Genomic DNA, 26295 nt, shown 5'->3' with positions numbered 1-26295 from the left:
CGAGGAAGATATGAAATACAATATTAAAAATTTTTTCACTAGTGGACATGAATTTAGTGAATTTGAACTAGACTTGAAATATAGATATCAGATTATAAATATAGGTCTTGTTATCTCTGCTATTATACTTATTTACGGAATCACTGGAAATGTTATAAGAGGGATTGAAGGTTTTATCCCTGTTGAGATAGGAATGCTTTTTATTGTTTTTGTACTAATGTTTTTATTGAGAAAATATCGTTTTATTCTTAAATATGTTGCTGTTATTATGACTACTCAATTTTTATTTTTATTTTTATACCTTATTTACTATGGGGACCCTGTAGACTTAAAACATATATGGGTTATAGTATTTCCGGCTGTTTTGCTCTATTTTCAAACATCAAAAAAAATATTTTGTTGGTTGTTTGTAATGCTTTTCCTAATTCTTATAGCACCCTTGCAGACAATGATAGAAGTGCACTACAGTATGTATCAGGTTTCATATATCGCTTTTGTTTTAGTCATTGAAAGTGTAATGATTTATTTTTATCAACTTAAAATGGATGAGTCGCAAAAACTTATTTTAGAACAACAGAAGATGCTTTTGGATTTTAACTCTAAGCTTGAGAAGCAGGTCAAAGAAAAAACTTCTGCACTAACAGAGCTCAATGAACTCTTAGAGAAAAAAGTAGCAAACAAACTAGAAGAGTTAACAAAAAAAGATAAAATTCTAGAGACACAGTCCAAGCAGGCGGTCATGGGTGAGATGATAAGTATGATAGCTCATCAGTGGAGACAGCCACTCTCTACAATCACTCTTCAAATAGCAAATTTACAGCTTGACAAACTATTGGGAAAAGAGGTTAGCAGTGAAGATACTGACGGAGCCTTAAGTAATATAAGTGATACGATAGTATATCTTTCTGAAACAATAGATGATTTTTTAACATATTTTAATAACGATAAAGAGTTGGTTGATGTTGAGGTGCATGAATTGCTTCAAAAAGCAGTTAATTTTGCTATGCCTAGAGTTAAAGGCAAAGGTATTAATATAACTATAGATAAAAAAGCCGACATCCATATAAAAACATATATAAATGAGTTTATTCAGGTTGTGCTCAATATTTTAAACAATGCTATAGATGCTATGGATGAATCTAAAAATGAGAATAAGTATATAAATATTAGTGTTAAAAGTAAAGACGATTTTATTTTACTTGATATTTCAGATAACGCAGGCGGTATTAAAAGCGAAAATGTACCAAAACTTTTTGAGCCATACTTTAGTACCAAAGGGAAGAATGGGACAGGCCTCGGTCTATATATGAGTCAGATGATTGTGCAAAAGCAGTTTAACGGCAGCATAGATGTGCAAACTTCTGAAAAAGGCACTATGTTTACCATAAAGGTTCCAAAAAATATATCTTAGTATGAAACTGTTAAAAAATCTCATATTTTTTATCTTCGCATTGACTCTACATGTAGAGTTGATATGTGTTTTTTCATTAAGCTTTTATCTGCTTTACTTTGTAAATCTGTTTATTGTAATGTACCTGCTACATTTTAGATTTAGCGACTACTCATCTACATTTTTTTTACTATCCTCATTAGCAATTATAATGCTAATCAATCAAGATTTATACGAGGAGCATTTATTTGATTTTTATCTTTTACTTGATATTGTAGATAAAGTACCTTTTATAAGTAGTGAAGTTATGTATTATTTAATTGTAGTTCACTTGATACTTTTTACCAATTTAAAATTTTTTGAGAATGTTTGGGATATAATAGATAAAAAATTATTTAGGATTTGAGATTATGTATATAAAAGATTTAAAGTTTTCGCTCTGGGCTGATTTTATAGAGAGAGACTATCTAGATAATGAATTTAAAGATTTAATAAATAGCGCAACTGTAAATGGCGCAACCTCTAATCCAGCAATATTTAAAAATGCCATTTTAAATTCACCTGCATATAAAGAGTAGTTGTCAACTTTAAGCTCTTTAACTCCAAAGCAAAAGTATGAAGCAGTGGCAATATACGATATACAAAAAGCGGCAGATATACTTAAACCTCTTTATGATGCTGGAAATGACGGCTATGTAAGCATAGAGGTCGACCCATTTTTATGTGACGATGCATCTGCAACGATAGAGGAAGGAAAAAGGCTTTTTGCAGATATAGGGCGAAAAAATGTGATGATTAAAGTACCTGCAACAGATGCCGGCTACATAGCAATGCAAGAGCTTACCTCTTGTGGAATTCCAGTAAACGCGACTCTTATATTTAAAAAAGAACAGGCTCTCTCTTGCGCGAAAGCTTTTGAGGCGGGAGTTGCAAAGTACGGGGATAAAGTAGACACTGTTATAAGTGTCTTTGTAAGTCGTGTTGATAGAGCGTTGGATGAAGAGCTTGCAAAACATGGAGTAGAAGTTGCACTTAGCGGAATATATAACAGTGCAGATATTTATGCGAAAATTCAGAGCATGAATGTCAATGGTTGTAGAACCCTCTTTGCAAGCACAGGTGTAAAGGATGATTCACTTCCTGCACACTATTATATAGAAAAGCTTTTAGCATACAACAGTGTTAATACCGCACCCATCGATACCATAAAAGCATTTGCGAAAAACGGCACAGCCAAAGCTGCTCTGCCTATATCACCTTTGACTATGGAGGAGCATTTCAAAAAGATAGAGAGTTTAGGGATTAACTTTAGTGAAGTTTTGGATAAGCAGATAGTTGATGGATTAGAACAATTTAAAGATGCTTTTAAAGAGATATTGGAGTCATTATGAGTGATAATAAAAATGAAGTAGATATAAGTCAATTAACATTTGAGCAGCTAAAAAAGATAAGAGCATACCTTAAAAAGCTTATTGATAATGGTGGAAGTGACTTACATGTAAAGGCTAACGGGGTAATACGTGCAAGAATTAATGGAAAAATTGTACAGTTTTCCGGAAGTGTATTTACATACGATGAAGCGATGACACTGGCTAAAGAGATTTTAAGAGGCAGATATGCAGAATTTGTTGAAAACAAAGAGGTGGACTTAGTATACCAATTTGATGAGCATAATCGTTTTCGTGTAAATATTTTCTTTCAGATGGATGGACCATCAGCAGTCTTCCGTGTAATCCCAATGAAGGTACCTAACTTTGATGAGATGGGTTATCCAGAAATTGTAAGAACTCTTACCGATGAGGGAAGGGGGATGGTTCTTGTTACCGGAGCAACAGGTAGTGGAAAATCAACAACTCTCGCAGCTATGATAAATGAGATTAACACAAAAGAGCAGCAGCATATTATAACAATTGAAGATCCTATTGAGTTTGTTCATAAAGATAGGGGTTGTATAATTAATCAGCGCTCTATAGGTCAAGATACTCTCTCTTTTGATAGAGCACTAAGAGCTGCACTTCGTGAAGATCCTGATATTATCCTTGTTGGGGAGATGCGTGACCGTGAGACGGTAGAGCTTGCCCTGCATGCTGCAGACACAGGTCACTTAGTGTTTTCAACACTACACACGATAGATGCAAAAGAGACTATTAATCGTATCATAGCGATGTTTCCAACTGATGAGCAAAATCGTGTCAGACTCTCTTTGGCCGGAGTTTTAAAAGGTATCGTATCGCAAAGGCTTATTCCAACCATAGACAATAAGCGAGTTGCTGCCATGGAAATTTTAGTTAAAACACCGATGATAGAAAAGCTCATAACTGAAAACCGTGATTATGAGATAAAAGACGCTATAGAAAAAGGACGTGAACATTATGGGTCACAAAGTTTTGATCAGCATATTTTAGATATATACAATGCAGGTTTAATCACAAAAGAAAAAGCAAAAGATTATGCAACAAGCGCGTCTGATTTAGAACTTAGAATGAGTGGACTAAATAGCGGAAAAGCTAGTGGAAATAAGCCTGGCGACAAAGACGATGGAAGAGCTTACAACGAAGATGTATTTGATTTAAAATAATTTAACAGAATATAAAGTTTAAAGAGGTATAATTCCAAATATTTTTATTAAGGATTCAATATGTTAGAAGGCATTATTAGAGAGAGTATTGGCAAAAAAGGCACGAAAGCGCTTCGCCGCGATGGATATCTAGTTGCAAACATTTACGGAAAAGGGCTTGAAAATATTCATGCTGCATTCAAAATGAATGAGTATATCCGTACAGTTCGCAAAAAAGAGACTTTAGCATTTCCAGTAAGTATAGATGGAAAAGAGATGAACGTTGTAGTACAATCGTATGAGGCACATCCAGTAACATCTTTACTTTTACATGTAGATTTAATGGTTGCACAACCAGGTGTTGTAACTCACTACCACGTACCAGTTGTACCACAAGGTGAGGCATTTGGTCTTAAAAACAAAGGTCTTGTAAATATTTCAAAGCCTCGTTTAAGAGTTAAAGCTGCAATTGAAAATGTTCCAAACAGCATTAATATTGATGTGACTCCTATGGATCTTGGCGATTCTAGACTTATCCGTGATTTAGCTTTAATTGAAAATGTTAAATTTACTGATTCAGATCGTGTAGCTGTAGTAAGTATAATCAAAGCTAAGTAATTATGTTAATAGTCGGACTGGGTAATCCTGGCCCGAACTATGAGCAAACCCGCCATAATATTGGGTTTATGGTCATAGATGAGCTAGTTAAAAGACAAAATGCTCAAAAACTCTCTTCATCACTATTTAATGGTGAGCTTTTCAAATTTTCAAATCATTTTTTATTAAAACCACTAACATTTATGAACCTCTCTGGCAACTCTATTTCAGCAGTTAAAAAATTTTATAAAATTGAAGATGTTGTTGTAATACATGATGATTTAGATTTACCATTTGGAACGCTAAGATTTAAAAAAGGTGGTGGACATGGTGGACATAATGGCCTTAAATCTACAGATGAGAAGATATCTCGCGAATATATTAGAGTTAGAATGGGTATAGGAAAACCAGAACATAAAGGGGAAGTCTCATCTTATGTTTTAAGCAATTTTAACTCTAAAGAACAGACACATCTTAGTGAGTGGATCTCTCTTACATGTGAGGCAGTTGAATATTTATTGCAAAATTCACTAGAAGATGTTAGCTCTATATATACAATTAAAAAATTTCAGCTAAAATAGTGCCAAACTTCTTACACGGACGCAAATGTTAGCTTTTAAATATATATCTTTTCATTATATAAAATACTTTGTAATTATTTTATTGGCACTTATACTATTCCTAGTTGGATTTGATTATATGGGAAGTATGGATAAGTTAGATATATCTGCAAACTTGCTTCTAATTTATTTAGTCTATAAAGCTTTTTACGCCATAGATTTACTTCTCCCTCTCTCACTTATTTTTGCTATGATATCTACAAAAATGTTATTAATACGCTCAAATTCACTGGTCTCTTTTTATTCTCTAGGTTATTCCAGAGTTGATATCCTAAAACCTTTTGTGGTTGTGTCAACATTAGTAATAGTATCATTTATCTCTATTCATGCTATTTCAAATTTCGCGAGAGCAAATGAATTTGCAAATAATATTCGTAAAAATGCACAGTATTTGAGCCCAACAAGAGATCTGTTCTTCACATATAAAGATAAATTCATCTATTTCTCGAAGATGCTTCCACTACAAGAGAGTGCAGAAAATATAAGAGTCTTCAGTTTTAAAAACAACTCTTTAAAAGAAGTTTTAGTTGCCTCAAAAGCTATGTATCGAGATGAGTTTTGGAACATAGACAAGGCAGATATTATTACAAAACCTGATAATGTTAACTTTGATTCACTTGGTATTGAGGTGACTGAGAGTAAAGATTTGAAAATCCTTAAAGGGTTTCGCCCTAAAATGCTAGATCAGGTTTATGAAGGCAAAGTAAACTTTACAATAAAAGATGCTTTTGATGCATATATTCTCTTGCGGGCTCAAAATATAAATACAGATATTATTAAAAGTGTGATTTACAAAATTTTTATTTATCCGTTTTTCGTGCCATTTTTGATTATAATAATTTTTTTCTTTGTCCCAATAAGTGTAAGGTTTTTAAATGTATCAATATTTAGTTTTGCTGCAATAATTGCTTCACTAATGGTATGGGCAATTCTTTTTACACTAAGTGAATTATCTAGCCATAAAACAATTCCAAGTGAAATTGGTATAATTGCCCCAATAGTCATTCTTTTTCTAGTGTCAATGCGTCAATGGAAAAGGTACAGCGTATCTGCGTAGAATAAATTAAAAAATAAAATTATAAGTACTTTTTGGATAAAATTGCTAAAAATTATTTGGGACTTTTATGATAAATTTTAAAGAGTTAGCAAACGAGTATAAAACTCCACTTTATATATATAATTTAGACTATATGACTAAGCAGTATGAGGAGTTGAAAGATGCCTTTAAGGGCAGAAAATCAATTATGGCTTATGCAGTAAAATCAAATTCAAACCTTAGTGTAGTAAAACATTTTGCAGATTTGGGTAGTGGAGCAGATTGTGTTTCCATCGGTGAAGTTCGACGTGCGTTCTTAGCCGGAATTCCTCCTTACAAAATTATTTTTTCTGGTGTGGGAAAGAGTGATGATGAGATTCGTGAAGCAATAAATAAAGACATTCTTTATATTAATGTTGAGAGTGAAGCTGAACTTGGCCGTGTAGAACTTATAGCAAAAGAGTTAAATTCTACATGTAGGATTAGCATAAGAGTAAATCCGAACATTGATCCACAAACTCATCCATATATATCAACTGGACTGCATGACAACAAGTTTGGTGTTGAAATTGATGCAGCAAAAAGAATGTATATTCGTGCAAAAAATTCCCAAAACTTAGATCCTGTTGGAATACATTTTCATATAGGCTCTCAGCTTACAGAACTTAAGCCAATTTATGAATCTGCCGAGATTGTTGCTGACTTGGTTCGCTCTCTCTCAAACATAAAAATTGAGCTAAAGTTTTTTGATATCGGTGGCGGACTTGGAGTGAAATATGACAATGAAACTACAATAACTCCATACGATTATGCCCAAGCGATACTTTCAACATTAAAAGGCTTGGACTTAACAGTAATCTGCGAACCGGGAAGATTTTTAACAGCAAATGCTGGATACTTTTTAACAAAAGTCTTGTATGAAAAACAAAATGGGACAAAAAGATTTGTAGTAGTTGATGGTGCTATGAATGATCTTCTTCGTCCAAGCCTTTATAATGCTTATCATAAAATAGAAGCTATAACAGATAGTAAGTCAGAGCTAAGTAAAGCGGATGTAGTTGGTCCAGTTTGTGAGAGCGGTGACTTTTTTGCAAAAAACTACCCACTGCCAATTTTAGAGCACAATGATTTATTGGTTGTTCATAGTGCCGGTGCATATGGCTTTGGTATGGGCAGTAACTACAACACAAGAGGAAGAAGTGCTGAGATTGCGTTAAAAGATGGCAAAGCAAGACTTATACGCAAACGTGAAAATTTTGAAGATTTAGTAGCTTTAGAAAAAGAATTTTTGGTTTAGGTATCAGAATGACATATCTTGCCAGAGGCAAAGCTTTAGTGACTGAATATTATATGGTTGAGTTCATGCTATACGAGACAAGGGGATAGATTTGTATTTCATAGATGTTCAAGGTACTTTGATTAGTGATACAGATAAATCGCCAATACGCGGGAGTATAGAGTTTATTGATATGCTAAATGAAAAAAAAATCCCATATATGGTAATTACAAATAACACCAAAAAAGACTCTTTAGATTTTTATTCATTTTTGCAATCAATAGGTTTTAGTTTTGAATTTTCTAAGTACCTTGACCCTTTAATGCTTTTGGACTCTCGTGTAAAAAAAGAAGCTGTTGCTGCTTATGGCACAAATGAATTTTTAGAGACGTTGGTCAAAAGAGGGTATTTACTCAATTATAAAAATCCAAAAACGGTATTGGTCTCAGTAAAAGATGATTTTACAGCTGATGAGTATGCGCAGATGATAGATTTTTTATTGAGTGGAGCCTCTTTGGTAGGAATGCATGAAACATCAATATATGCTAAAAACAACAAAAGATACCCAGGTGTTGGAGCAATTTTAAAGATGCTTGAGTTTGCTACATCTGCAAATTATGAAGTTGTGGGAAAACCTAGTGAAATTTTTTACAAAGAGGCTTTAAAAATGCTGCGTAATCAGGCTAGAAATGCTGAGTTTAGCGAAATAACTATAATTAGTGATGATGTTAAGGGAGATCTCGGCGGAGCCAAGGAGATGGGGATGAAAACTGTATTTGTAACAAGCGGAAAATATAAATCAGCAGATGAGATAGTTCCATTTTTAGAGCCATCTCTAAGACCAGACTCTATATATGGTGATATGCAAGAAATTTTGGAATACAAGAATATGGAGATAATATGAAAACTTTAGATGATTGTCGGGTTATTATAGATTCTATTGATGATGAAATATTAGAACTTCTCAACAAAAGAATGAAAGTTGTTGAGCGTGTTGGCGAGATAAAAAGTAACACTGGCGGAGCAATATACAGACCTGAGAGAGAAAAAGCAATCATACAAAGGTTGTCTGAAAATAGTTTAAGAAGTGGAGGGCTTTTAAACAGGAATGCGATTGAAGCAATATTTTTAGAAGTTTTTGCAGTTTCTAGAAACTTAGAACTTCCAGAGAGAATTGCCTATTTGGGACCAGAAGGAAGCTTTACTCATCAAGCTGCTGAGAGCCGTTTCGGAGCTATGAGTGACTATCTATCTTTGGGCTCTATATATTCAGTATTTAAGACATTAGAAGCAAAGAGAGCAAAGTTTGGTGTTGTGCCAATTGAAAACTCAAGAGATGGAATTGTAGGTGAAACATTGGACTTGCTTGCAAAAAGTTCCGTAAAAATTGTTGCTGAATTATACATGCCAATCCATATGTCTTTTGCAACCAAAGCTAGAAATCTTGAAAGTATCAAAAAAATATACTCTAAAGATAAGGGTTTTGGACAGTGTAGAGAGTTCCTTCAAGAGCATGGGCTATCAAATGTAGAGCTTATACCAGTTGAATCAACAGCTAAGGCAGCAATATTAGCGACAGAAGATGAGAATTCTGCAGCAATATGCAGTCATATAGCTGCAAAACTATATGGTATTCCAACAATGTTTGATGATATTGAGGATGACATAGGCTCTCAAACAAGGTTTGTTATACTTAGTGACTTTAAAAATGAAATAAGCGACGAGGATAAAACTTCAATCTTAGTTAGACTAAAAGATGGAGTTAAGGCTGGATCTCTTGTCCATTTTTTACAAGATTTTGATGAAAAGAAAATAAACTTATCTAAAATTGAGTCTCGTCCATCTAAGGATGAGGGCGGATTTGGTTATTGGTTTTTTATAGATTTTTACGGGCATATTGATGATGTTGATATTCAGAGTGTTTTACAAAAACATGATGGAGAAGTGACTTGGTTAGGCAGTTATATTAGAGGTGATAATAGTGAAATTTAATAAAAATTTAGAAAGTATAAGTACATATGAGGCTGGAAAGCCCATAGAATTAGTAGTCAGAGAGTTTGGAATAGATGCAAAAGATGTTGTAAAGCTTGCTTCAAACGAGAATCCTTATGGATGTTCAATTAAAGTGCAAAATGCCGTAGGTGCTATATTAGCGAATATGGCTCTTTATCCTGATGATTCAATGATAAAATTAAAAAATGCCATAAGTTTAAGATTTGGTGTTGAATCAAGTAATGTTATTATTGGCTCAGGTAGTGATCAAGTAATAGAGTTTTTAATGCATGCGAAGGCAAACTCAAGCTCTAAAATTTTAGTCAACAGTGTAACCTTTGCAATGTATGAGATATATGCAAAACATGTTGGTGCTAAGATAATAAAAACAGCTTCTCAAAAACATGATTTAGATGAGTTTTATAAAATTTATAAAGAACAAAAACCAGAAATTATTTTTTTATGTACACCAAATAATCCGACTGGTGATGCGATTGATAGAGATGAGCTTTTTGAGTTTATTGAAAAGATTGATAGTGACACATTAGTTGTAGTTGATGGCGCTTACATGGAGTATGCGATTGCTAAGGATAGTTCAAAAGAGATTTCAGCAAAAGAGCTTGTGAATAAATTCAGCAACGTGATATACCTTGGTACTTTTTCCAAAGCTTACGGTCTTGGTGGAATGAGAGTTGGATACGGTATAGCAGATGAAAAAATAATAAAAGAGTTGTATAAGCTCAGACCGCCATTTAACATAACTACTCTCTCTCTTGAAGCTGCTACAATAGCACTTAGTGATGAAGAGTTTGTGCAAAAAAGTGTTACTCTTAATTTTGAGCAGATGAAACGTTATGAAGAGTTTGCTTTAGAGCAAAAAATAGATATAATAAACAGTTATACAAATTTTGTTACTTTATGTCTAAATAATAATCAAAACTCCACAGAAATATCAAACTCTCTTTTACAAAAAGGGATGATAGTTAGAAATTTAAGTGGTTACGGTATGAATGCAATTAGAGTTACTGTTGGAACAAAAGATCAAAATAGTCGTTTTTTTGAGTTGCTAAAACAGTGTTTATAATTTTTAAAATGGGAACTTGATGGATTTTAAAGTACTTTTTTCACAGTTAGTTATTCTATATGACAAACTGACCAATCAGCAGAAGGTTATTATTGCTTCAGCTATTATAGGGATAGTCTCATTTTTGATATTTATGGTTGTTTATACAGCTAAAAAAGATGAAAACAACAAATATGAAACTCTTTTCGATTCTTTAAGTTCAGAAGAGGCAGCTAAAATTGTTGAGCATCTGGAAAAAGACAATATACCTTACCAACTATTGGACAAAAATGTTATAAAAGTTCCAAAAAATGTAGTATACAGAGAGCGAATTGCTATTGCTTCGCTTGGTATACCAAAGAATAGCGGTGTAGGCTTTGAACTTTTTGATACTCAAGAGTTTGGAGCAACTTCGTTTGACCAAAATATTAAGTTTCTACGTGCAATTGAAGGTGAACTATCTAGGACAATCAATGCTCTTGCTCCTATAGAATCAGCAAGTGTAAGCTTGGCTTTACCAAAAGAGACGCTTTTTGTATCTAAGCAGGTAGAGCCGACTGCCTCAATAATGGTTAGTATGGTTGAAGGGCGCAGGCTGTCTGCTAAGCAAATAAGAGGAATAAAAAATCTCGTAGCTGCTGCTGTCCCTAAGCTGACTCCCGCAAATGTAATGTTGATAGACAATGAAGGCGAAACGTTAGGGGATGAGGATGAGATGGCTCAGATGGGCGAACTCTCAGCGACACAACAAAAATATAAAGCAAAAGAAGAGAAAAAAAATCAGAATAAAATTATAGATGTAATATCTCCTTTTGTCGGTGGAAGTAAAAAAGTAGTAGCTCAGGTAACTATTGATTTTGATTTTTCAATACAAAGTTCTACTTCTGAGGTTTATGACCCTGAAAATGTTGTAAGAAGTGAGCAGGTTAGTGAAGAGAAGAGAGAGGGAGCAACTCCGGCAGAAGTTGGAGGTGTTCCAGGAACTGTCAGTAATATAGGCCCAGTAGAAGGGCTAAAGAGCAATAAAACTAATGAAAAATATGAGAAAAACTCTGGTACAACAAATTATGAAGTTGGAAAAACTGTTTCAACAACAAAAAGTCAGTTTGCTCGTATAAAAAGAGTTACAGCCGCTGTTATGGTTGATGGAAAATATAAATATAAAACTGATGAAAATGGCAATGTAACTGAAGAGTTGGAATATGAGGCACTCTCAGAGAGCGATTTGCAGGCGCTAACTTCTCTTGTTAGTCGCTCAATCGGTGTTGATGAAGCCAGAGGCGATCAGATAACTGTTAAAAATTTACAATTCAAAAGAACTGCTGGTCTAATTGGAGAAGATGGAGTAAGTAAAGCAATGAAATTTTCTCAAACATACTTAACTCCTTTCTCTGCAGTTTTCAAGTATATGTTTGTACTTTTGATGCTTTTAATTTTATACAAAAAAGTTATTAGTCCGTTTGCAGAGAGAATGTTAGAGATTTCCAAAGAAGAGGATGATCATATTAAACCTTATTTGGATATTGAGGATAGTGATGATGAAGATTTGGTGGAAAAAGTTCAATCAATGCGTAAAAAAGTTGAGGATCAGCTTGGCTTAGGCGAGGGCTTTAGTGAAGATGCCTTAAAATATGAAGTTCTTCTTGAAAAAGTTAAAACTATGGCTGAGGAATCTCCTGAGCAGATTGCATTAGTATTGCAGGCTCTTTTAACAGAAGAAGCTGACGGTATAATTAGATAAAAGGGGGTCGCATGAACTTAAATCCATTACAGCAAGCAGCATTTGATGAGATGAGTATGGGAGAGAAGGCAGCAATCCTTTTAATGCAACTCGGAGAAGATATAACCGCTTCACTATTTGCGCTGATGAGTGTTGAAACAATTACAGAGATATCCAAATATATTGCAGGTAACAGGACGGTAGATAAAGCAGTCGCAGCAGCAGTTCTCGAAGAGTTTCATGCAATAATACAGTCGGGTCAGTTTATTACATCTGGCGGTATGGAGTATGCTAGAGAGTTGTTGTATAGGACACTTGGTCCAGAAGAGGCAAAAGTAATTTTAGAAAAACTATCAAAAAGTATGCAGGAGACTCAAAATTTTTCATATCTATCAAAAATTAAGCCTCAACAACTTTCAGACTTTATTATAAATGAGCACCCGCAAACAATAGCACTTATACTGGCACATATGGATGCAACGCAGGCTGCTGACACTATTCAGTATTTTCCGGATGATTTACGCTCTGAAGTTGCAATGAGAATGGCAAAACTTGGAGATATATCCCCTTCTGTTATCAAAAGGGTTTCCGCGGTTCTTGAGTCTAAGCTTGAATCACTTGCGACCTACAAAGTTGAGGTTGGTGGACCTCGTGCTGTTGCCGATATCTTCAATCGTCTTGGCGCAAAAGCATCTAAAGACACTCTCTCTAAGATTGAGGAGAGAGATGAAGAGATGTCAACACTTATTAAAGAGATGATGTTTACATTTGAAGATATTGTTACTCTTGATAAGAATGCTATCGTAGAGCTACTCAAAACAGTTGAGAAGCCTGACTTAATGCTTGCTCTCAAGAGTGCTCCTGAAGATTTAAAAGAGAAATTCTTCTCTGCAATGAGTGAAAGAGCTAAGGCTGCATTCGATGAAGAGATGCAGTTTATGGGTGCTGTTAAGATGAAAGATGTAGAAACAGCTCAGAGAAAAATTGTTGAGCTTGTTAATGGTCTTGCTGAAGCTGGGGCTATACAAATGGGTTCAAGTGAAGAGATGGTGGAATAGTTTTGGCTCCTATAATCAGTAACGAAAACAGAGAAAATCATACTGTTAGCAAGTATAGCTTTAAAGTGCTGGCTGTTGGACCTCATGAACCTCAAGATGATATGTTTGAGTCTAGCCTGATACATGAGAAAAAAGATGTGTTTACAAAAGATGTGCACCCTGATAGAAGAGAGAATGATATTGACGCTAGTGCTATGAGTCAAAGTTCTAAAGACTCATTAATTGAGTCGCTGATGAAAAAAACTGATGAGATGTCATCTAACTTTATTAAACTTCAAATGAAGTTAGAAGAGATGACAGATGAGCATAAAAAAGAGCTTATTAAAGCTGAAGAAGACTCATTTGCAAAGGGTATTGAAGCTGGTAAAAAACTCTCATCTGAGAATGATGATAATAATATGACAAAGGTATTGAATCAGTTTTCATCTTCTGTTGCAACCTTAGAGAGTAGTGCAAAAGAGTTTTACAGTGCATTAGAGGGGATAAAAAAAGAGTTAATTAGCGCAGCGATAGACATATCAAAAGAAGTTATAAATATAGAACTAGGTGAAAATTCTAACCATATAGCTACAATCTTATCCAACGAACTAATTAGAGAGTTGCAGAGTGCCTCAAAAATAAAGTTAAAAGTAAATCCAAAAGACCATGGTGCTTTGTCGGAGAGTCTTGGTTCCATGAAACATGTAGAGATTATATCCGACAGTGCAGTTAGTCCAGGCGGTGTAATAGCAATAAGTGATGCCGGCAATATTGATGCTGAGATTTCAAAAAGATTTGAACGTGTTAAAAGAGCTGCATTAAGTGAGTAAAGTAATAAAATGAATATAAAAGAAAAAAGTATATTAGAACTAGATAATATTTGTAAAGATATCAGGTCAGAGATATTAAGAGTTGTAAGTAAAAATGGGGGACATCTAAGTTCAACTTTGGGCGCTACAGAGTTAATTGTTGCAATGCATAAAGTATTTGATTCGAAAAAAGACCCTTTTGTTTTTGATGTTTCACATCAATCATACGCACATAAACTTTTAACAGATAGATGGGATGAGTTTGATACTCTGCGTCAGTTTAATGGATTATGCGGATATACGAAGCCAAGTGAGAGTGACGATGACTATTTTGTGGCTGGGCATAGTTCTACTTCTATATCTTTAGGGGTTGGAGCAGCTAAGGCAATAGCTCTAAAAGGTGAGCAAGATTCACGTGTACCGGTTATTATGATTGGTGATGGCTCTATGACAGCCGGTATGGTTTATGAGGCACTAAATGAGTTGGGTGATAGAAAGTACCCGATGGTTATTATACTTAATGATAACGAGATGAGCATCGCTAAGCCAATTGGGGCAATAAGCAGAATGTTGAGTTCTGCAATGGCAAGCCCCTTTTATCAAAAATTCAAAAAACATACTGAAAATTTTGTTGATAATTTTGGTGAGGCTGCTCATTATATGGCGAAGAAAGCCGAAGAGTCCCTTAAGCTAATTACACCAGGTATAATGTTTGAAGAGATGGGAATTAACTATATTGGTCCGGTAGACGGTCATAATTTAACTCAGCTGATAGAGATATTTGAAAAAGCAAAAGAGTTAAAAAGGCCCGTGATAGTTCATGCTCAAACTATTAAAGGCAAGGGGTATGATATTGCGGAGGGTCAAGAAGAGAAGTGGCACGGTGTCGGTCCATTTGATTTAGATAGTGGAAATGCATCTAAAAAAAGTGCTGCAAAAAGTGCAACTCAAATCTATACAGAGGCTCTTCTTCACCTTGCAAAACATAATGACAAAATAGTAGGTGCTACAGCTGCAATGCCAAGCGGAACAGGTTTGACAGAACTGATGGAGCTATACCCTGATAGATTTTGGGATGTAGCAATTGCAGAGCAGCACGCTGTAACATCAATGAGTGCTCTTGCAAAAGAGGGCTTTAAACCATTCTGTACAATCTACTCAACATTTTTACAACGAGGATATGATCAGATAATTCACGATACATGTCTTATGGACTTACCAGTTGTTTTTGCACTTGACCGTGCCGGAATAGTTGGTGAAGACGGGGAGACACATCAGGGTGTCTTTGATATTAGTTTTTTAAGAGCTATTCCAAATATGACACTTTTAGCTCCAAGAGACGAGAAGTCTATGCATCAGTCACTTGCATTTGCAGCTGAGTATAATCACCCTTGTTCTGTCCGCTATCCAAGAGGTGCATTTACTCAAACAGATTTACCTGAATCTTCTCCTTTTGAATTGGCAAAATCTCAGCTTCTTCGCTCGTGTGATACAGATATACTTTTTATCGGTTACGGAAATGGTGTTGGCCGTGCATATGAAACAGCAGAAATTTTAGAGAGTGAAGTAAGTATTTTAGATTTACGCTTTGTAAAACCTCTTGATGAAACTATGCTTAGAGCTATGGCTAAAAAACATAAAAAATGGTTTGTGTTTAGCGATAGCTCAAAAATGGGCGGAGTCGGTTCTGCAATCTTAGAGTTTTTAGCAAAAGAAAAAATTCTACATGTAGAAGTTGAAAGCTTCGAATATGAAGACAGTTTCATAACTCATGGAAATACAAAGTTGGTAGAGGAGTCTTTGGGGCTTTTACCGAAGCAACTTGCTAAGAGAGTTCAAGAGCTACTTTAGCTCTATAACACCGGCAAATCTTCCAGTAAGAGAGTCGTCTCTGTAGGAAAAATATTTATCGGAGTTGCATTTTGTGCACTCGGTAGAGATCTCAATATTGTCTTTTTTAATCCCACATGCCAAAAGTTGTTTTTTTAAAATTTTACTTATATCAAGATAAAAACTCTCATCTTTTTTCTCAATTGCATACTCTAAGTTCAGCTCTTTGGCTTCATAGAAAATTTCAGTTCCAACTTCATAGCAGCAAGAACCTATACTGGCTCCGATAGTTACATGTATATTATTTATTTCACTGTTAAAATTGTTTACAAAAGAGTCAATTACATTTTTAACTATATTTTTAAAAGCTCCAGCACGTCCAGCATGAGCAACTGCTATTACTTTTTTTTTATCATCATAAAAGAGAATTGGGCTACAATCAGCAACCATAACCATAAGTGGAGTGTTTAACCTGTCTGTTATTATTGCATCACATGTAGGGGGATTCGTAAAGCTGTCATTATCATTTACTACATGTACAATATCGGAATGGATTTGTTTCATATGAATAAGTGAGTTTAGATTGTAGCTTAGCTCTTTGGCTAAAATATCATGATTCGTCCTTACATGTAGAATGTTGTCATTTACATGAAAGGCTAAATTCCCACTCTCTCTTAATGTGAAAACCTGACTAATATTCGAAAAGTTATTTAATAAGTTACTTTGATAAAATTTCATATAATGATTATAACAAAATAAAAGGGTGTTTTTTGAGCAAGTTTAGTTTATATCCCGTCACGCTAGATGGTGGTGACATACAAAAAAAACGAGAAGAGATAAGGGAATATTTTTACAATACAAATATGATATTTGAAAAAGTGTTCGAGTTGTTAAAAAGTGATGAAGTCTTTTATAAAAAATCTGAAATAACTCGCCATCCTATGATATTTTATTTCGGACATACGGCAACTTTTTACATAAATAAACTTATAAATATGAAGATAATAGACGAAAGAATAAATCCAGATTTTGAGTCTATTTTTGCCATCGGTGTAGATGAGATGGATTGGGATGATACTGAGTCTAAAAACTATACTTGGCCAAAAGTGCAAGATGTTAGAGAGTACAGAACAAAAGTAAGGGATTTGGTTGATAAATTAATTATGAATATACCTTTATCTCTTCCTATAACGCAGGACTCTGATATGTGGATTATCCTTATGGGAATTGAACATGAGAGAATTCATATAGAGACTTCTTTGGTTCTTCATAGACAGATGCCATTAGAATATATAAAAGAAGTGGATGGACTCACTCCTTGCTTCGAAGCAGGCGATGCTCCTAAAAATGAGATGGTAGAGATACCTGAAGCTCAAGTCAATTTAGGAAAAGATAGTTCTCATAATCTTTATGGCTGGGATAACGAGTACGGAGAAGAGTCCATACATGTAGATAAGTTTCAAGCTTCAAAATATCTTGTCTCAAACAGTGAGTTTATGGAGTTCGTCAAAGATGGAGGATACGATAACGAGGAGTATTGGGATGAAGAGGGGAAAAAGTTTTTAGATATTACATCTGCGAAACATCCCCCATTTTGGGTTATGCAAAACGGCGTCTACAGATATAGAGCTTTAAGTAAAATTATTGACATGCCAAGCAACTGGCCTGTTGATGTAAATGCTTTGGAAGCCGAAGCCTTTTGCAGATATAAAACGCAAAAAGAGGGTATTGCTTATACTTTGCCAAGTGAAGCGGAGTACGGTGCAATAACTCTACATGTAGGACTTAAAGATATTCCAGAGTTTGATGAAAATAGTGCGAACTTGAACCTAAATAATTTTAGTTCATGCCCAGTAGATAAGCATAACTTCGGCGATATTTATGATGTTGTTGGTAATGTATGGCAGTGGAGCTCAACACCTATACATGGCTTTGAAGGTTTCAAAGTGCATGAGGCATATGATGACTTTTCGGTCCCAACTTTTGACAACAAACACGCACTTATTTTAGGTTCTTCATGGGCTAGCAGCGGAAACCTGATAATGAAGCACTCCCGTTACGCCTTTAGAAGACACTTCTATCAACATGCAGGTTTCAGGTATGTTGTTTCGGCTTTGCATAAAGAGGCGAAGATAGATATCTATGAGAGTGATGAGCTTGTTTCTCAGTATTGTGAATTTCAGTACGGCGAGGAGAAGTTTGGAGTTGAAAATTTTGCAATTGCATGTGCAAAACTGGCCTCTAAGTTTGCGATTAACAGAGGCAAAGCGCTTGATTTAGGATGTGCCACCGGTCGAGCAACATTTGAGCTGGCAAAAACATTTGATGAGGTTGAGGGGTTAGACTTTTCTGTTCGTTTTGTCCAAGTCGGTTCAAAGCTGAAAAATGATGGTTATGTGGCTTTTCATACCTATGAAGAGGGTGAAATTTTTACAAATAAAAAGGTTACAATTGAAGAGTTAGGCTATGAGAAGATAAGAGAAAAAGTCTCTTTTTGGCAGGGCGATGCTTGTAATCTGAAGCCTAACTTCAACTCATATGATTTAGTTATAGCAACCAACCTAATAGACAGACTCTACAACCCTAAACTCTTTTTGGAGACTGTTGTCGATAGGCTAAACAGAGATGGAATCTTGATTTTAACATCACCATACACTTGGCAGGAGAGCTCAACAAAAAAAGAGTTTTGGCTTGGAGGCTACAGAGATAAGAATGGCAAAGAGGTTAGGACTTTAGAGGCATTAAAAGAGATACTAGGCGCTAAGTTTGAGCTGATACATACTCAAGATATTGAGTTTGTTATAAAAGAGACAAGCAGAAAGTATCAGCATACTATCTCTCAGGCTACTGTTTGGAAAAAAAATTGAGTTATGATTTTTCAGAGTCTGCATGTAGGAAAGATACAAATGCAGAAAAATACACACTAAGAGAGAAGCTTTTCAAAACAGAAGATGTACAGCCTGTTTGGGTCGCAGATATGGATATAAATACTCCGGATTTTGTTATAGAAGCTGTAAAACAGAGGCTTAACCATCCTATATTTGGATACGAAGATGTTCCGCAAAGTGCATTTAAAGCTCAGATAGAGTGGATGAAGAGAGAGCATAGTATAGAGTTTTTATTAGAAGATATGCTCTACTCCCATTCCGTAGTAGCATCCATGAATGTGGCTATTGAAGCGTTTAGCGAGATTGGCGACAAGATTATAGTACAAACTCCTGTCTATCCTCCGTTTTTTCACAGTGTAATTGAGCATGACAGAGAGCTGCTGAAAAATCCACTCAAGCAAAACAGTGATGGGAAATATGTTTTTGACATAGAAGATTTAAAGTCAAAAATAGACAAAAAAACTAAGCTGCTGCTTTTGTGCTCTCCACACAACCCTGTCGGCAGAACCTGGCGAAGAGAAGAACTTGAGGAGATATTAAGTGTGTGTCTTCAACATAATATTGTAGTGTTTAGTGATGAGATCCACTCCGACTTGGTATATAAACCGAATATACATATCCCTTTTGCCTCTTTAAATGATAAGGCAAGAGATATAACTATTACGGCAATCGGCGCAGGAAAAACATTTAATATGGCTGGTTTTGCTATGAGCAGTGTAGTAATTACAAATAAAAAGCTTCGTGAACAATATTTAAAAATTTATAAACGTGTCCATTTTGCTCAGGGCAGTGTACTCTCACATGTAGCATATGAATCAGCATATAAAAATGGCAAAGAGTGGTTGGAGGAGTTAAAAGTTCATCTGCAAAAAAATTATAATATGTTAGAAGCAGTATGTTCTCGATACCCGTACATGATAAAGATAGTACCTATAGAGGCGACATATCTGGCATGGCTTGACTGCCGGGGTATGAATCTAAGTGATAAAGCTTTACGAAATTTTTTTGTAAAAGAGGCAAAACTCGGCTTAAATGCAGGTCTTAGTTTCGGCAGAGAGGGGAGTGGCTTTATGAGATTGAATTTTGCACTCTCTTGTGCTAAAATGTCACAAGTTATTGACAAACTGGAATATGCATTAGAAAAAAAAGGGAAATATAGTTGATTGATATAAATTGGGAAGAGTTTAAAATTTTTAAGCAGCACTCCGCAAAACAAGATAATAATTTTGAGACACTTTTAGATTTTTTAAAAAGTTACTACAGTATGACAAACCCTTCGGAGATGTATGAGACAATGGCTAATGATGATATAGCTAAACTTATGCTTAGAAAAAGAGATCTCAACAGCAATGCTGATTTAGAGAAGCATTTGTTTAAATGTTTTGAGTAGTAACCTAGATAAAATAGACTCTTTCTTACAAGAGCATCATGTACTGAGTTTAGCCACAATGAGTGAGAATGAGCTAAGCGCATGTAATCTTTTTTATGCATTTGACAAAGAGAAACTATCATTTGTTGTAGCTAGCAGCGATGATACAACTCATATTAAAAATATTCTAAAGAACTCCTCTGTTGCCGGGAGTGTAGTCTTGGAGACTAAAATTGTCGGTAAGATACAGGGAATTCAGTTTACAGGGGAGTTTGTAAGTTTGGATGAACAAGCTCTTAAAAACCTATACTTCAAGAGATTTCCTTATGCTCTAGCAATGAATCCAAAACTTTGGTCAATAAAGATAAAAGAGTTTAAAATGACAGATAATAAGCTAGGTTTTGGTAAAAAAATTATTTGGACGTGCTCTTAAGTTTAAACATTGTGCAATCAGTGCCGCTGCTTTGAAAAACCACAATTGATGGTATTTGTGGAGATTTAAAGCCATAAGCTTTACAACCGTAAGGTTTACTGGCTTCCCAAGTAATAAAAAAATATTCACATCTTCTACAATTAATTCTCTTCATAATTACCTATACACCTGCTTTAAGTGTGGTATTTTATCATATTTGGTACAATACGTAAATTAATTTCACAAGATATATATAGTAAATTTTTGTGTAATAAACTAAAGGAAAACAGTGGATAAAATTTTATTAATGTTACAACTTCAAGCTGGGCTTAATGAGGCTACAAATGGTGAAAACTGGACTGATGGAATAACTAAAAACGGCAAAATTATCAACTGGAGAAGATGCATATATATGGAGTGCGCTGAGATGATTGACAGTTTTGTCTGGAAGCACTGGAAAAATATAGATGCCCAGGCTGATTGGGATAACCTTCAGATTGAGGTTATAGATGTTTGGCATTTTATAATGAGTTTAGCAATAGAGAACTACTCACAAAACTTAAAAGGTGGCGTTGAAGACTTAGCAATAAATATATCTCAGCTAAATAGTTTTAATAAAATTGATATACAAAGCGAGCTGTTTGCTCCCCAAAATGATGTTATAGCTAAGGTTGAAGATATTATGCTTTGCACGCTATCCAAAGATGCACTAAACATAGAAGAACTGATAGAAGATTTTTTTGATTTAGTTTTAATGAGTGGCTTGGATTTGCAGAGTCTCTATAAACTATACGTTGGAAAAAATATTTTAAACCAGCTTCGCCAAGATAATGGGTATAAAGACGGCTCATATAACAAAATGTGGGGCGCAGAAGAGGACAATGTAGTTATGAAAAGAGTTTGGGAAGAAAACAGTGAGTTAAAACCTGATTCTCTCTATATAGAACTTACTAAAATATACCACTCTTTTAATAAGTAAGAGTTCTCCTTTGAAAAATATTTTAGAGGTAAAAAATCTATCTTTCGGGTATAAAAAAGATTCTTTACTTTTTGATAATTTTTCTATAACTCTAAAAAAAGGTGAGATAAAAGCTATAGTAGGGGCAAGCGGAGCTGGTAAAAGCACACTTTTTGAATTGATATTAAGCAATTTAAAGCCATTTTCAGGTTCACTCTATTGTGCAAAATCCTCAGAAGTTTTTCAAGACCCTTATAGCTCATTTCATCCTAGTTTCACCCTTTTAAATCAAATATCAGATGTAGCACCATTAGATGAACTAGATAATTATTTAAAAAGTATAAATCTTGAGTATGAGCTACTCTTAAAACTGCCACATGAACTATCCGGTGGACAACTTCAGCGTGCTTCAATCTTGAGAGCGATGCTTATGAAGCCAGATTTACTTTTGCTTGATGAGCCAACATCTGCCCTTGATAATGTTATTCAGCTAGAGGTTATGAGTATGTTGATGAAAAATCTAAACTCTATGGGAATGCTGTTGATTACACATGATTTAGAGCTTGCTAAGTGGTGTGCCGATGATATTATTATGATATAATTATAATAATTATAATAATTATAATAGAAAGTGAACAGTACATTTTAAGTATATTTACACATTATTTTTTATTTAAGCGATGATATTTTCAAGGATTCAAATATATGATAGGATGGGAACTCTTAGCTGTAGTATCGGTATTGTTTGCAATTTTTATTTACAGATATATAGAGATAAAAAAGTACAATAAAAAAATAAATAACGATATGAAGATAATAGATAAATATGTTCTTCTCTCGTATTCTGATACTAAAGGGAGAATCACCTATGTTAGTGAAGCTCTGTGTGAATTAAACGGCTATACAAAAGAGGAACTTATTGGAAGACCTTATAATATATTTAGACATCCAGATAGCGAAGAAGAACTTTTTAGAGATTTATGGAAAACAATTCAAAGCGGTAAAAATTGGAGAGGAGAAGTAAAAAACATACGCAAAGACTCGAGTACATATTGGGTTGATTTGTTTATCTCACCAAATTTTGATGACAGCGGAATTATAGAGGGTTATACCGCCCTTAGATATGATATAACAGATAAAAAGCGTATTGAAGAACTCTCTGTAACCGATCAATTAACCAAACTCTCTAACAGACTGTTTTTGGACAAAAGTTATGACGCTGAGCTAAAGCGTGCTTTAAGATACAATAGTAAATTCTCTGTAATTATTTTAGATGTAGATAATTTTAAAAATGTTAATGATACTTTTGGTCATGACGTTGGAGACAAAGTTTTAGTAGAGATGGCAAATATATTAGCAAGTAGCGTAAGAAACACAGATAGTCTAGGTAGATGGGGAGGGGAAGAGTTTATGATTATTTGTTATGAAGCCGAACTTAAGCAATGTGTTGAACTGGCAAATAAAATAAGAATAAAAATTCAAGAGTCTGAGTTTAACAGTGTAGGAAAGATGACATGTAGTTTTGGTGTCTCACAATTTCAAGCAGATGACAAATCAAAAGAGGTAATTAAGCGCGCAGATATAGCCCTTTACAAAGCAAAAAATAGAGGTAAAAACTGTGTGGTATTTGAGTAAAGCTATTATTTTACAAAATACTTTACAATATAAAAGCCACTTCCGGCCATAAAAATAGTTCCTAATGCATTAAGTGAAATATTTGCTAGAGCCAGCATTATATGACCACCCTCCAAAAGAAAAAAGCTCTCTATTGCAAAAGTTGAATAAGTCGTTAACGCACCCAATATACCTGTTGATAAAAATGACTTTACATGTAAAGAAAAAAATGATGTGTACATAAAGTATGCTATTAAAACACCCATTAAAAAACTGCCGACTAAATTTACGCCAAGAGTCCCATATGGTAAATCATGAGGAAGTTTATGTGAAATAAGGCCGTTCAGGTAAGCACGAAGTACCGCACCTATAAATCCACCGCTACCTATGGCTAGGATTGTTTGCCAGCTCATTGTCATACGTCCTTTGCATTTTTTCTCTTAAGTTATTCAACCAATCTTTATCGCTTTTATCAGCAATAAACGAATCAAGAAAAATTACTTTTATCCTTCCTGGTTTGTAGTACAAGTTTTTAACATTATAGTATTTTGAGGTCTGCATTAAAATAACAGGCTGCACGCAAAGTTTATACTTATCTGCAACCATTTTCGCACCACTTTTAAAAGGGAGCATTTTTTCTTTAGTTGAGCGAGTCCCTTCTGGAAACATAGTAATCACTCTATTGTTGTCTAAAACATGTTTGGCATCTCTTACAAGCTTAATCAGCGAAGTTTTACTCTCTCTCTCAACTGCTATATCTTTTGCCAGCTTAAGAGATAGTCCAAAAAACGGTATATCAAAAAGTTCTTTTTTTGCAACCCAAGCGAGATCTCTTCTTGAGATTGTCTCCATTATTGCTATATCCAAATCACTTTGATGATTAAGCAAAAACATTTGAGCTTTTGGGTCCTCTTCCCCTTCAACATCTACATGAAATAAAGTAGAGAGTCTGATTATCCACGCAGAGAGTTTTCTGCTGTAAGGTTTTGGTAGAAAATAAAAAGTTAATATCATTAAAGCAAGGGATGCAAAAATGACTATTGTGGCAAATAGCCAACTAATGTGAGCAAATATCTTCATTTTTAACCCATCCTATTTTTTCATTTTTTAGTTTTACTTTGGTGAACTCTTTTGTGCTACCCTCTTTTTGAAAGTACTGCATATTTGATGTAGTGTCAAAAATTGTACCATTTGATACCGGAAGAAGATGTATATCAGAACCTTCTTTGATGCATACATCTTTAGATGGCAAACCTATATAGATTATATATGCTAAAGGAATAATTACTAAAATCAAATATATATATTTTTTTCTCCATAAAATTATTAAAAATCCAATAGCAGCAACGGCAGCTGCTATACTCATTTTTAGTCTTTCACGAGATTGGTCTTTGGGTTTTAGGTCACTTTGCGTTGTTACGCTATCATCATTTACTATTATTGGAATATTTACAAGTATAAATTTATTTTTTTTGAGATTGAAGTATGAAAATGAGAAACTTTCTACATTTTTATCTATAACCGCATAGTATGTAATTTTTGAATCAAAATAGGAGTCTATCACAGACTCAATCCCTTGCTTGAAAATATTTTTCAGTTTAAACGAAGTGATGTCACAATTTGTTGCAATAGCTGCAAAAACTACTATATTGTGTCTCTGATCATAGCTGGTAGTCTTGTAGTCTAAAAGCTCGAATGAGTTTGCTAGTATATTTGAAAAATCTTTTTTTGGATTGAGTGCAATAACATTTAATTTGCTTCCGGCAAGCGTTGTATTCCTAAACTGTTTATTGCTATAGCTTAATAATGTGGCAGTAAAATTTGGCAGTTTAGCATTATCTTCAGTGGTTAAAAAATAAAAAGTATCATAGTAGTATTTTGAGTCTATCTCTCTTGATGGGTACTCGTTTAGTAGTCTTAATCCAGCTGAATCAGTAAGTTCATATATGATATCTGTGAACTCTTTGTATGTGGAGAGTGCTTTTAGAGTTACTGTGAATATTTCACCTTTTAGAACTCTTGTAGGGATTTTCTCATAGCTTAGATAAATAACTTTTGGTAACTTTAGTAACTCTTCTTCGCTAAGTTGATTTTCACTGTTATCTAGAGTAGAGTTGTTCTCAAGAACTACAGAAATATTACTATCTTCAATATTTATTGCATTTGCACTTAAAGCATTAAATAGTAATAGCCCTGCTATAAGAAAACGAATCACGCTTTTAAGAAACCTTGTAGCATTTTAATACCATCGTCACTACCTAAAAGCAACTCCATTGCACGCTCTGGATGAGGCATAAGACCAAAAATATTTTTTTCTTTATTACAAATACCGGCAATAGAGTCAACGCTGCCGTTAGGGTTGCTTATCTCTCCATTTTTGTCCGTATACTTTAGAAGAACCTGATTGTTGTCGTACATCTCTCTAAGTCCGTCTTCATTTATGTAGTAGTTTCCATCATGGTGGGCGATAGGGACATTAACAACATCATTATTATTTAGCTTTTCTAAAAATATGTTGTCATTATTTACAACTTTTAGGTGGTGATATTTAGAGATGAAGTGCAAATGCTCATTTCTTTTTAGAGCACCAGGCAGCAGTCCTGCTTCTGTCAAAACTTGAAACCCATTACATATCCCGAGCACTTTCCCGCCATTTTTAGCATATTCTACTACAGCTTTCATAACAGGGCTGAACTTTGCAATAGCCCCACTTCTAAGGTAGTCTCCATAGCTAAAGCCACCGGCCACTACTAAAAGGCTAGTGTCACTAGGTATTGATTCAGATTTGTGCCATACTATCTCTGTTTTCGCACCAAGCTTTTCAAATGCATGTTGCGTGTCATACTCACAGTTAGTTCCAGGAAATTGAAGTATAGAGACTTTCATTATACTAGCTCTATCTCATAATCTTCGATTACAGTATTTGCCAAAAGGTCTTCACACATTTGTTTTACATCAGCCATAGCTTTTGTTTTATCAGTTTCATTTAGTTTAAGAATTATTTGTTTTCCAACGCGAACATCGGTTACGCTGTTAAAGTGCAGAGAGTCTAGAGCATGATGAACTGCTTTACCTTGAGAGTCTAAAACACCTGCTTTTAAAGATACATTTACTATTGCTGTCATAA

27 protein-coding genes and 1 pseudogene are annotated in these 26295 nt (G+C 34.5%); 22 read left to right on the top strand and 6 right to left on the bottom strand.

Annotation, left to right across the window (positions count from 1 at the left end; genetic code table 11):
- Positions 1-10: 10 nt before the first annotated feature.
- From HUE88_RS10665 to dxs, 15 genes and pseudogenes are all read left to right on the top strand, one after another.
- Positions 11-1411 carry a sensor histidine kinase gene (locus HUE88_RS10665; protein ID WP_194368878.1) on the top strand — a complete coding sequence of 467 codons (1401 nt, stop codon included), beginning with the start codon at positions 11-13 and terminating at the stop codon, positions 1409-1411.
- 1 nt (position 1412) lies between these two features.
- Positions 1413-1796: a hypothetical protein gene (locus HUE88_RS10660; protein WP_194368876.1), complete on the top strand. Its 384-nt coding sequence runs from the start codon at positions 1413-1415 to the stop codon at positions 1794-1796.
- A 4-nt stretch (positions 1797-1800) separates the two neighbouring features.
- Positions 1801-2781: pseudogene (locus HUE88_RS10655) on the top strand (transaldolase).
- The gene (locus tag HUE88_RS10650) at positions 2778-3968 is read left to right on the top strand and encodes a type IV pilus twitching motility protein PilT (protein ID WP_194368874.1); all 1191 of its coding nucleotides are present in this window, start codon (positions 2778-2780) and stop codon (positions 3966-3968) included. The pseudogene HUE88_RS10655 and the gene HUE88_RS10650 overlap by 4 nt, the downstream one beginning before the upstream one ends.
- Positions 3969-4028: 60 nt before the next feature.
- Positions 4029-4565, top strand: coding sequence for a 50S ribosomal protein L25/general stress protein Ctc (locus HUE88_RS10645; protein WP_194368872.1), 537 nt, complete (start codon positions 4029-4031; stop codon positions 4563-4565).
- Positions 4565-5125 (top strand): aminoacyl-tRNA hydrolase, encoded by a 561-nt coding sequence (pth, locus tag HUE88_RS10640; protein WP_229860204.1) that lies wholly within the window; start codon positions 4565-4567, stop codon positions 5123-5125. The genes HUE88_RS10645 and pth overlap by 1 nt, the downstream gene beginning before the upstream one ends.
- A 25-nt stretch (positions 5126-5150) precedes the next feature.
- Positions 5151-6221 (top strand): LptF/LptG family permease, encoded by a 1071-nt coding sequence (locus HUE88_RS10635; RefSeq protein ID WP_194368868.1) that lies wholly within the window; start codon positions 5151-5153, stop codon positions 6219-6221.
- 67 nt (positions 6222-6288) lie between these two features.
- Positions 6289-7497, top strand: a complete 1209-nt coding sequence (gene lysA / locus HUE88_RS10630; protein WP_194368866.1) for a diaminopimelate decarboxylase — start codon at positions 6289-6291, stop codon at positions 7495-7497.
- 91 nt (positions 7498-7588) lie between these two features.
- Positions 7589-8380 (top strand): HAD-IIA family hydrolase, encoded by a 792-nt coding sequence (locus tag HUE88_RS10625; protein WP_194368864.1) that lies wholly within the window; start codon positions 7589-7591, stop codon positions 8378-8380.
- A complete protein-coding gene (gene pheA / locus HUE88_RS10620; RefSeq protein ID WP_194368862.1) occupies positions 8377-9468 on the top strand; it encodes a prephenate dehydratase in 1092 nt (363 codons plus the stop codon). The genes HUE88_RS10625 and pheA overlap by 4 nt, the downstream gene beginning before the upstream one ends.
- Complete coding sequence (hisC, locus tag HUE88_RS10615; protein ID WP_194368860.1) at positions 9458-10552, top strand: histidinol-phosphate transaminase; 1095 nt, start codon at positions 9458-9460, stop codon at positions 10550-10552. Before pheA ends, hisC begins: the two co-directional genes overlap by 11 nt.
- Before the next feature lie 19 nt (positions 10553-10571).
- Positions 10572-12272 (top strand): flagellar basal-body MS-ring/collar protein FliF, encoded by a 1701-nt coding sequence (gene fliF / locus HUE88_RS10610; protein WP_194368858.1) that lies wholly within the window; start codon positions 10572-10574, stop codon positions 12270-12272.
- 11 nt (positions 12273-12283) lie between these two features.
- Positions 12284-13309, top strand: coding sequence for a flagellar motor switch protein FliG (fliG, locus tag HUE88_RS10605; RefSeq protein WP_194368856.1), 1026 nt, complete (start codon positions 12284-12286; stop codon positions 13307-13309).
- Between the two features lie 2 nt (positions 13310-13311).
- Positions 13312-14118 (top strand): flagellar assembly protein FliH, encoded by an 807-nt coding sequence (gene fliH / locus HUE88_RS10600; protein ID WP_194368854.1) that lies wholly within the window; start codon positions 13312-13314, stop codon positions 14116-14118.
- Positions 14119-14127: 9 nt separating this feature from the next.
- Positions 14128-15948: a 1-deoxy-D-xylulose-5-phosphate synthase gene (gene dxs, locus HUE88_RS10595; protein ID WP_194368852.1), complete on the top strand. Its 1821-nt coding sequence runs from the start codon at positions 14128-14130 to the stop codon at positions 15946-15948.
- Here dxs and pgeF read toward each other — a convergent pair.
- Positions 15940-16665 (bottom strand): peptidoglycan editing factor PgeF, encoded by a 726-nt coding sequence (pgeF, locus tag HUE88_RS10590; RefSeq protein ID WP_194368850.1) that lies wholly within the window; start codon positions 16663-16665, stop codon positions 15940-15942. The genes dxs and pgeF overlap by 9 nt on opposite strands.
- A gap of 32 nt (positions 16666-16697) precedes the next feature.
- Here pgeF and ovoA point away from each other — a divergent pair, with 32 nt between their 5' ends.
- The 7 genes from ovoA (at position 16698) to HUE88_RS10555 (ending at position 23189) form a co-directional block, all read left to right on the top strand.
- Positions 16698-18794, top strand: coding sequence for a 5-histidylcysteine sulfoxide synthase (gene ovoA, locus HUE88_RS10585; RefSeq protein WP_194368847.1), 2097 nt, complete (start codon positions 16698-16700; stop codon positions 18792-18794).
- Entirely contained in the window at positions 18779-19978 is a 1200-nt protein-coding gene (locus HUE88_RS10580) for a PatB family C-S lyase (RefSeq protein ID WP_229860070.1), read from the top strand. The genes ovoA and HUE88_RS10580 overlap by 16 nt, the downstream gene beginning before the upstream one ends.
- The gene (locus HUE88_RS10575; protein WP_194368845.1) at positions 19975-20205 is read left to right on the top strand and encodes a hypothetical protein; all 231 of its coding nucleotides are present in this window, start codon (positions 19975-19977) and stop codon (positions 20203-20205) included. Before HUE88_RS10580 ends, HUE88_RS10575 begins: the two co-directional genes overlap by 4 nt.
- Positions 20198-20617, top strand: a complete 420-nt coding sequence (locus tag HUE88_RS10570) for a PNPOx family protein (protein ID WP_194368843.1) — start codon at positions 20198-20200, stop codon at positions 20615-20617. The genes HUE88_RS10575 and HUE88_RS10570 overlap by 8 nt, the downstream gene beginning before the upstream one ends.
- Before the next feature lie 268 nt (positions 20618-20885).
- Positions 20886-21575, top strand: a complete 690-nt coding sequence (locus HUE88_RS10565) for a dUTP diphosphatase (protein WP_194368841.1) — start codon at positions 20886-20888, stop codon at positions 21573-21575.
- A gap of 10 nt (positions 21576-21585) precedes the next feature.
- The gene (locus HUE88_RS10560; protein WP_194368839.1) at positions 21586-22155 is read left to right on the top strand and encodes an ABC transporter ATP-binding protein; all 570 of its coding nucleotides are present in this window, start codon (positions 21586-21588) and stop codon (positions 22153-22155) included.
- 104 nt (positions 22156-22259) lie between these two features.
- The gene (locus HUE88_RS10555) at positions 22260-23189 is read left to right on the top strand and encodes a sensor domain-containing diguanylate cyclase (protein WP_194368837.1); all 930 of its coding nucleotides are present in this window, start codon (positions 22260-22262) and stop codon (positions 23187-23189) included.
- Between the two features lie 5 nt (positions 23190-23194).
- On the opposite strand, the gene crcB is transcribed toward HUE88_RS10555, so the two are convergent.
- From crcB to purS, 5 genes are read right to left on the bottom strand one after another with little or no spacing between them, the layout of a single operon-like run.
- A complete protein-coding gene (gene crcB, locus HUE88_RS10550) occupies positions 23195-23581 on the bottom strand; it encodes a fluoride efflux transporter CrcB (protein ID WP_194368836.1) in 387 nt (128 codons plus the stop codon).
- On the bottom strand, positions 23550-24248 hold the full coding sequence (locus tag HUE88_RS10545; protein WP_194368834.1) for a lysophospholipid acyltransferase family protein: 699 nt from the start codon (positions 24246-24248) through the stop codon (positions 23550-23552). The genes crcB and HUE88_RS10545 overlap by 32 nt, the downstream gene beginning before the upstream one ends.
- Entirely contained in the window at positions 24226-25383 is a 1158-nt protein-coding gene (locus HUE88_RS10540) for a hypothetical protein (RefSeq protein WP_194368832.1), read from the bottom strand. Before HUE88_RS10540 ends, HUE88_RS10545 begins: the two co-directional genes overlap by 23 nt.
- Entirely contained in the window at positions 25380-26054 is a 675-nt protein-coding gene (gene purQ / locus HUE88_RS10535; protein WP_194368830.1) for a phosphoribosylformylglycinamidine synthase subunit PurQ, read from the bottom strand. Before purQ ends, HUE88_RS10540 begins: the two co-directional genes overlap by 4 nt.
- Entirely contained in the window at positions 26054-26293 is a 240-nt protein-coding gene (purS, locus tag HUE88_RS10530) for a phosphoribosylformylglycinamidine synthase subunit PurS (RefSeq protein WP_194368828.1), read from the bottom strand. The genes purQ and purS overlap by 1 nt, the downstream gene beginning before the upstream one ends.
- Positions 26294-26295 lie beyond the last annotated feature (2 nt).

Source organism: Candidatus Sulfurimonas baltica, from assembly GCF_015265455.1.
Taxonomy (GTDB): Bacteria; Campylobacterota; Campylobacteria; order Campylobacterales; family Sulfurimonadaceae; genus Sulfurimonas; species Sulfurimonas baltica.
Note: the sequence above shows the minus strand (reverse complement) of the source record. Positions and strands in the feature narration are given on the sequence as shown.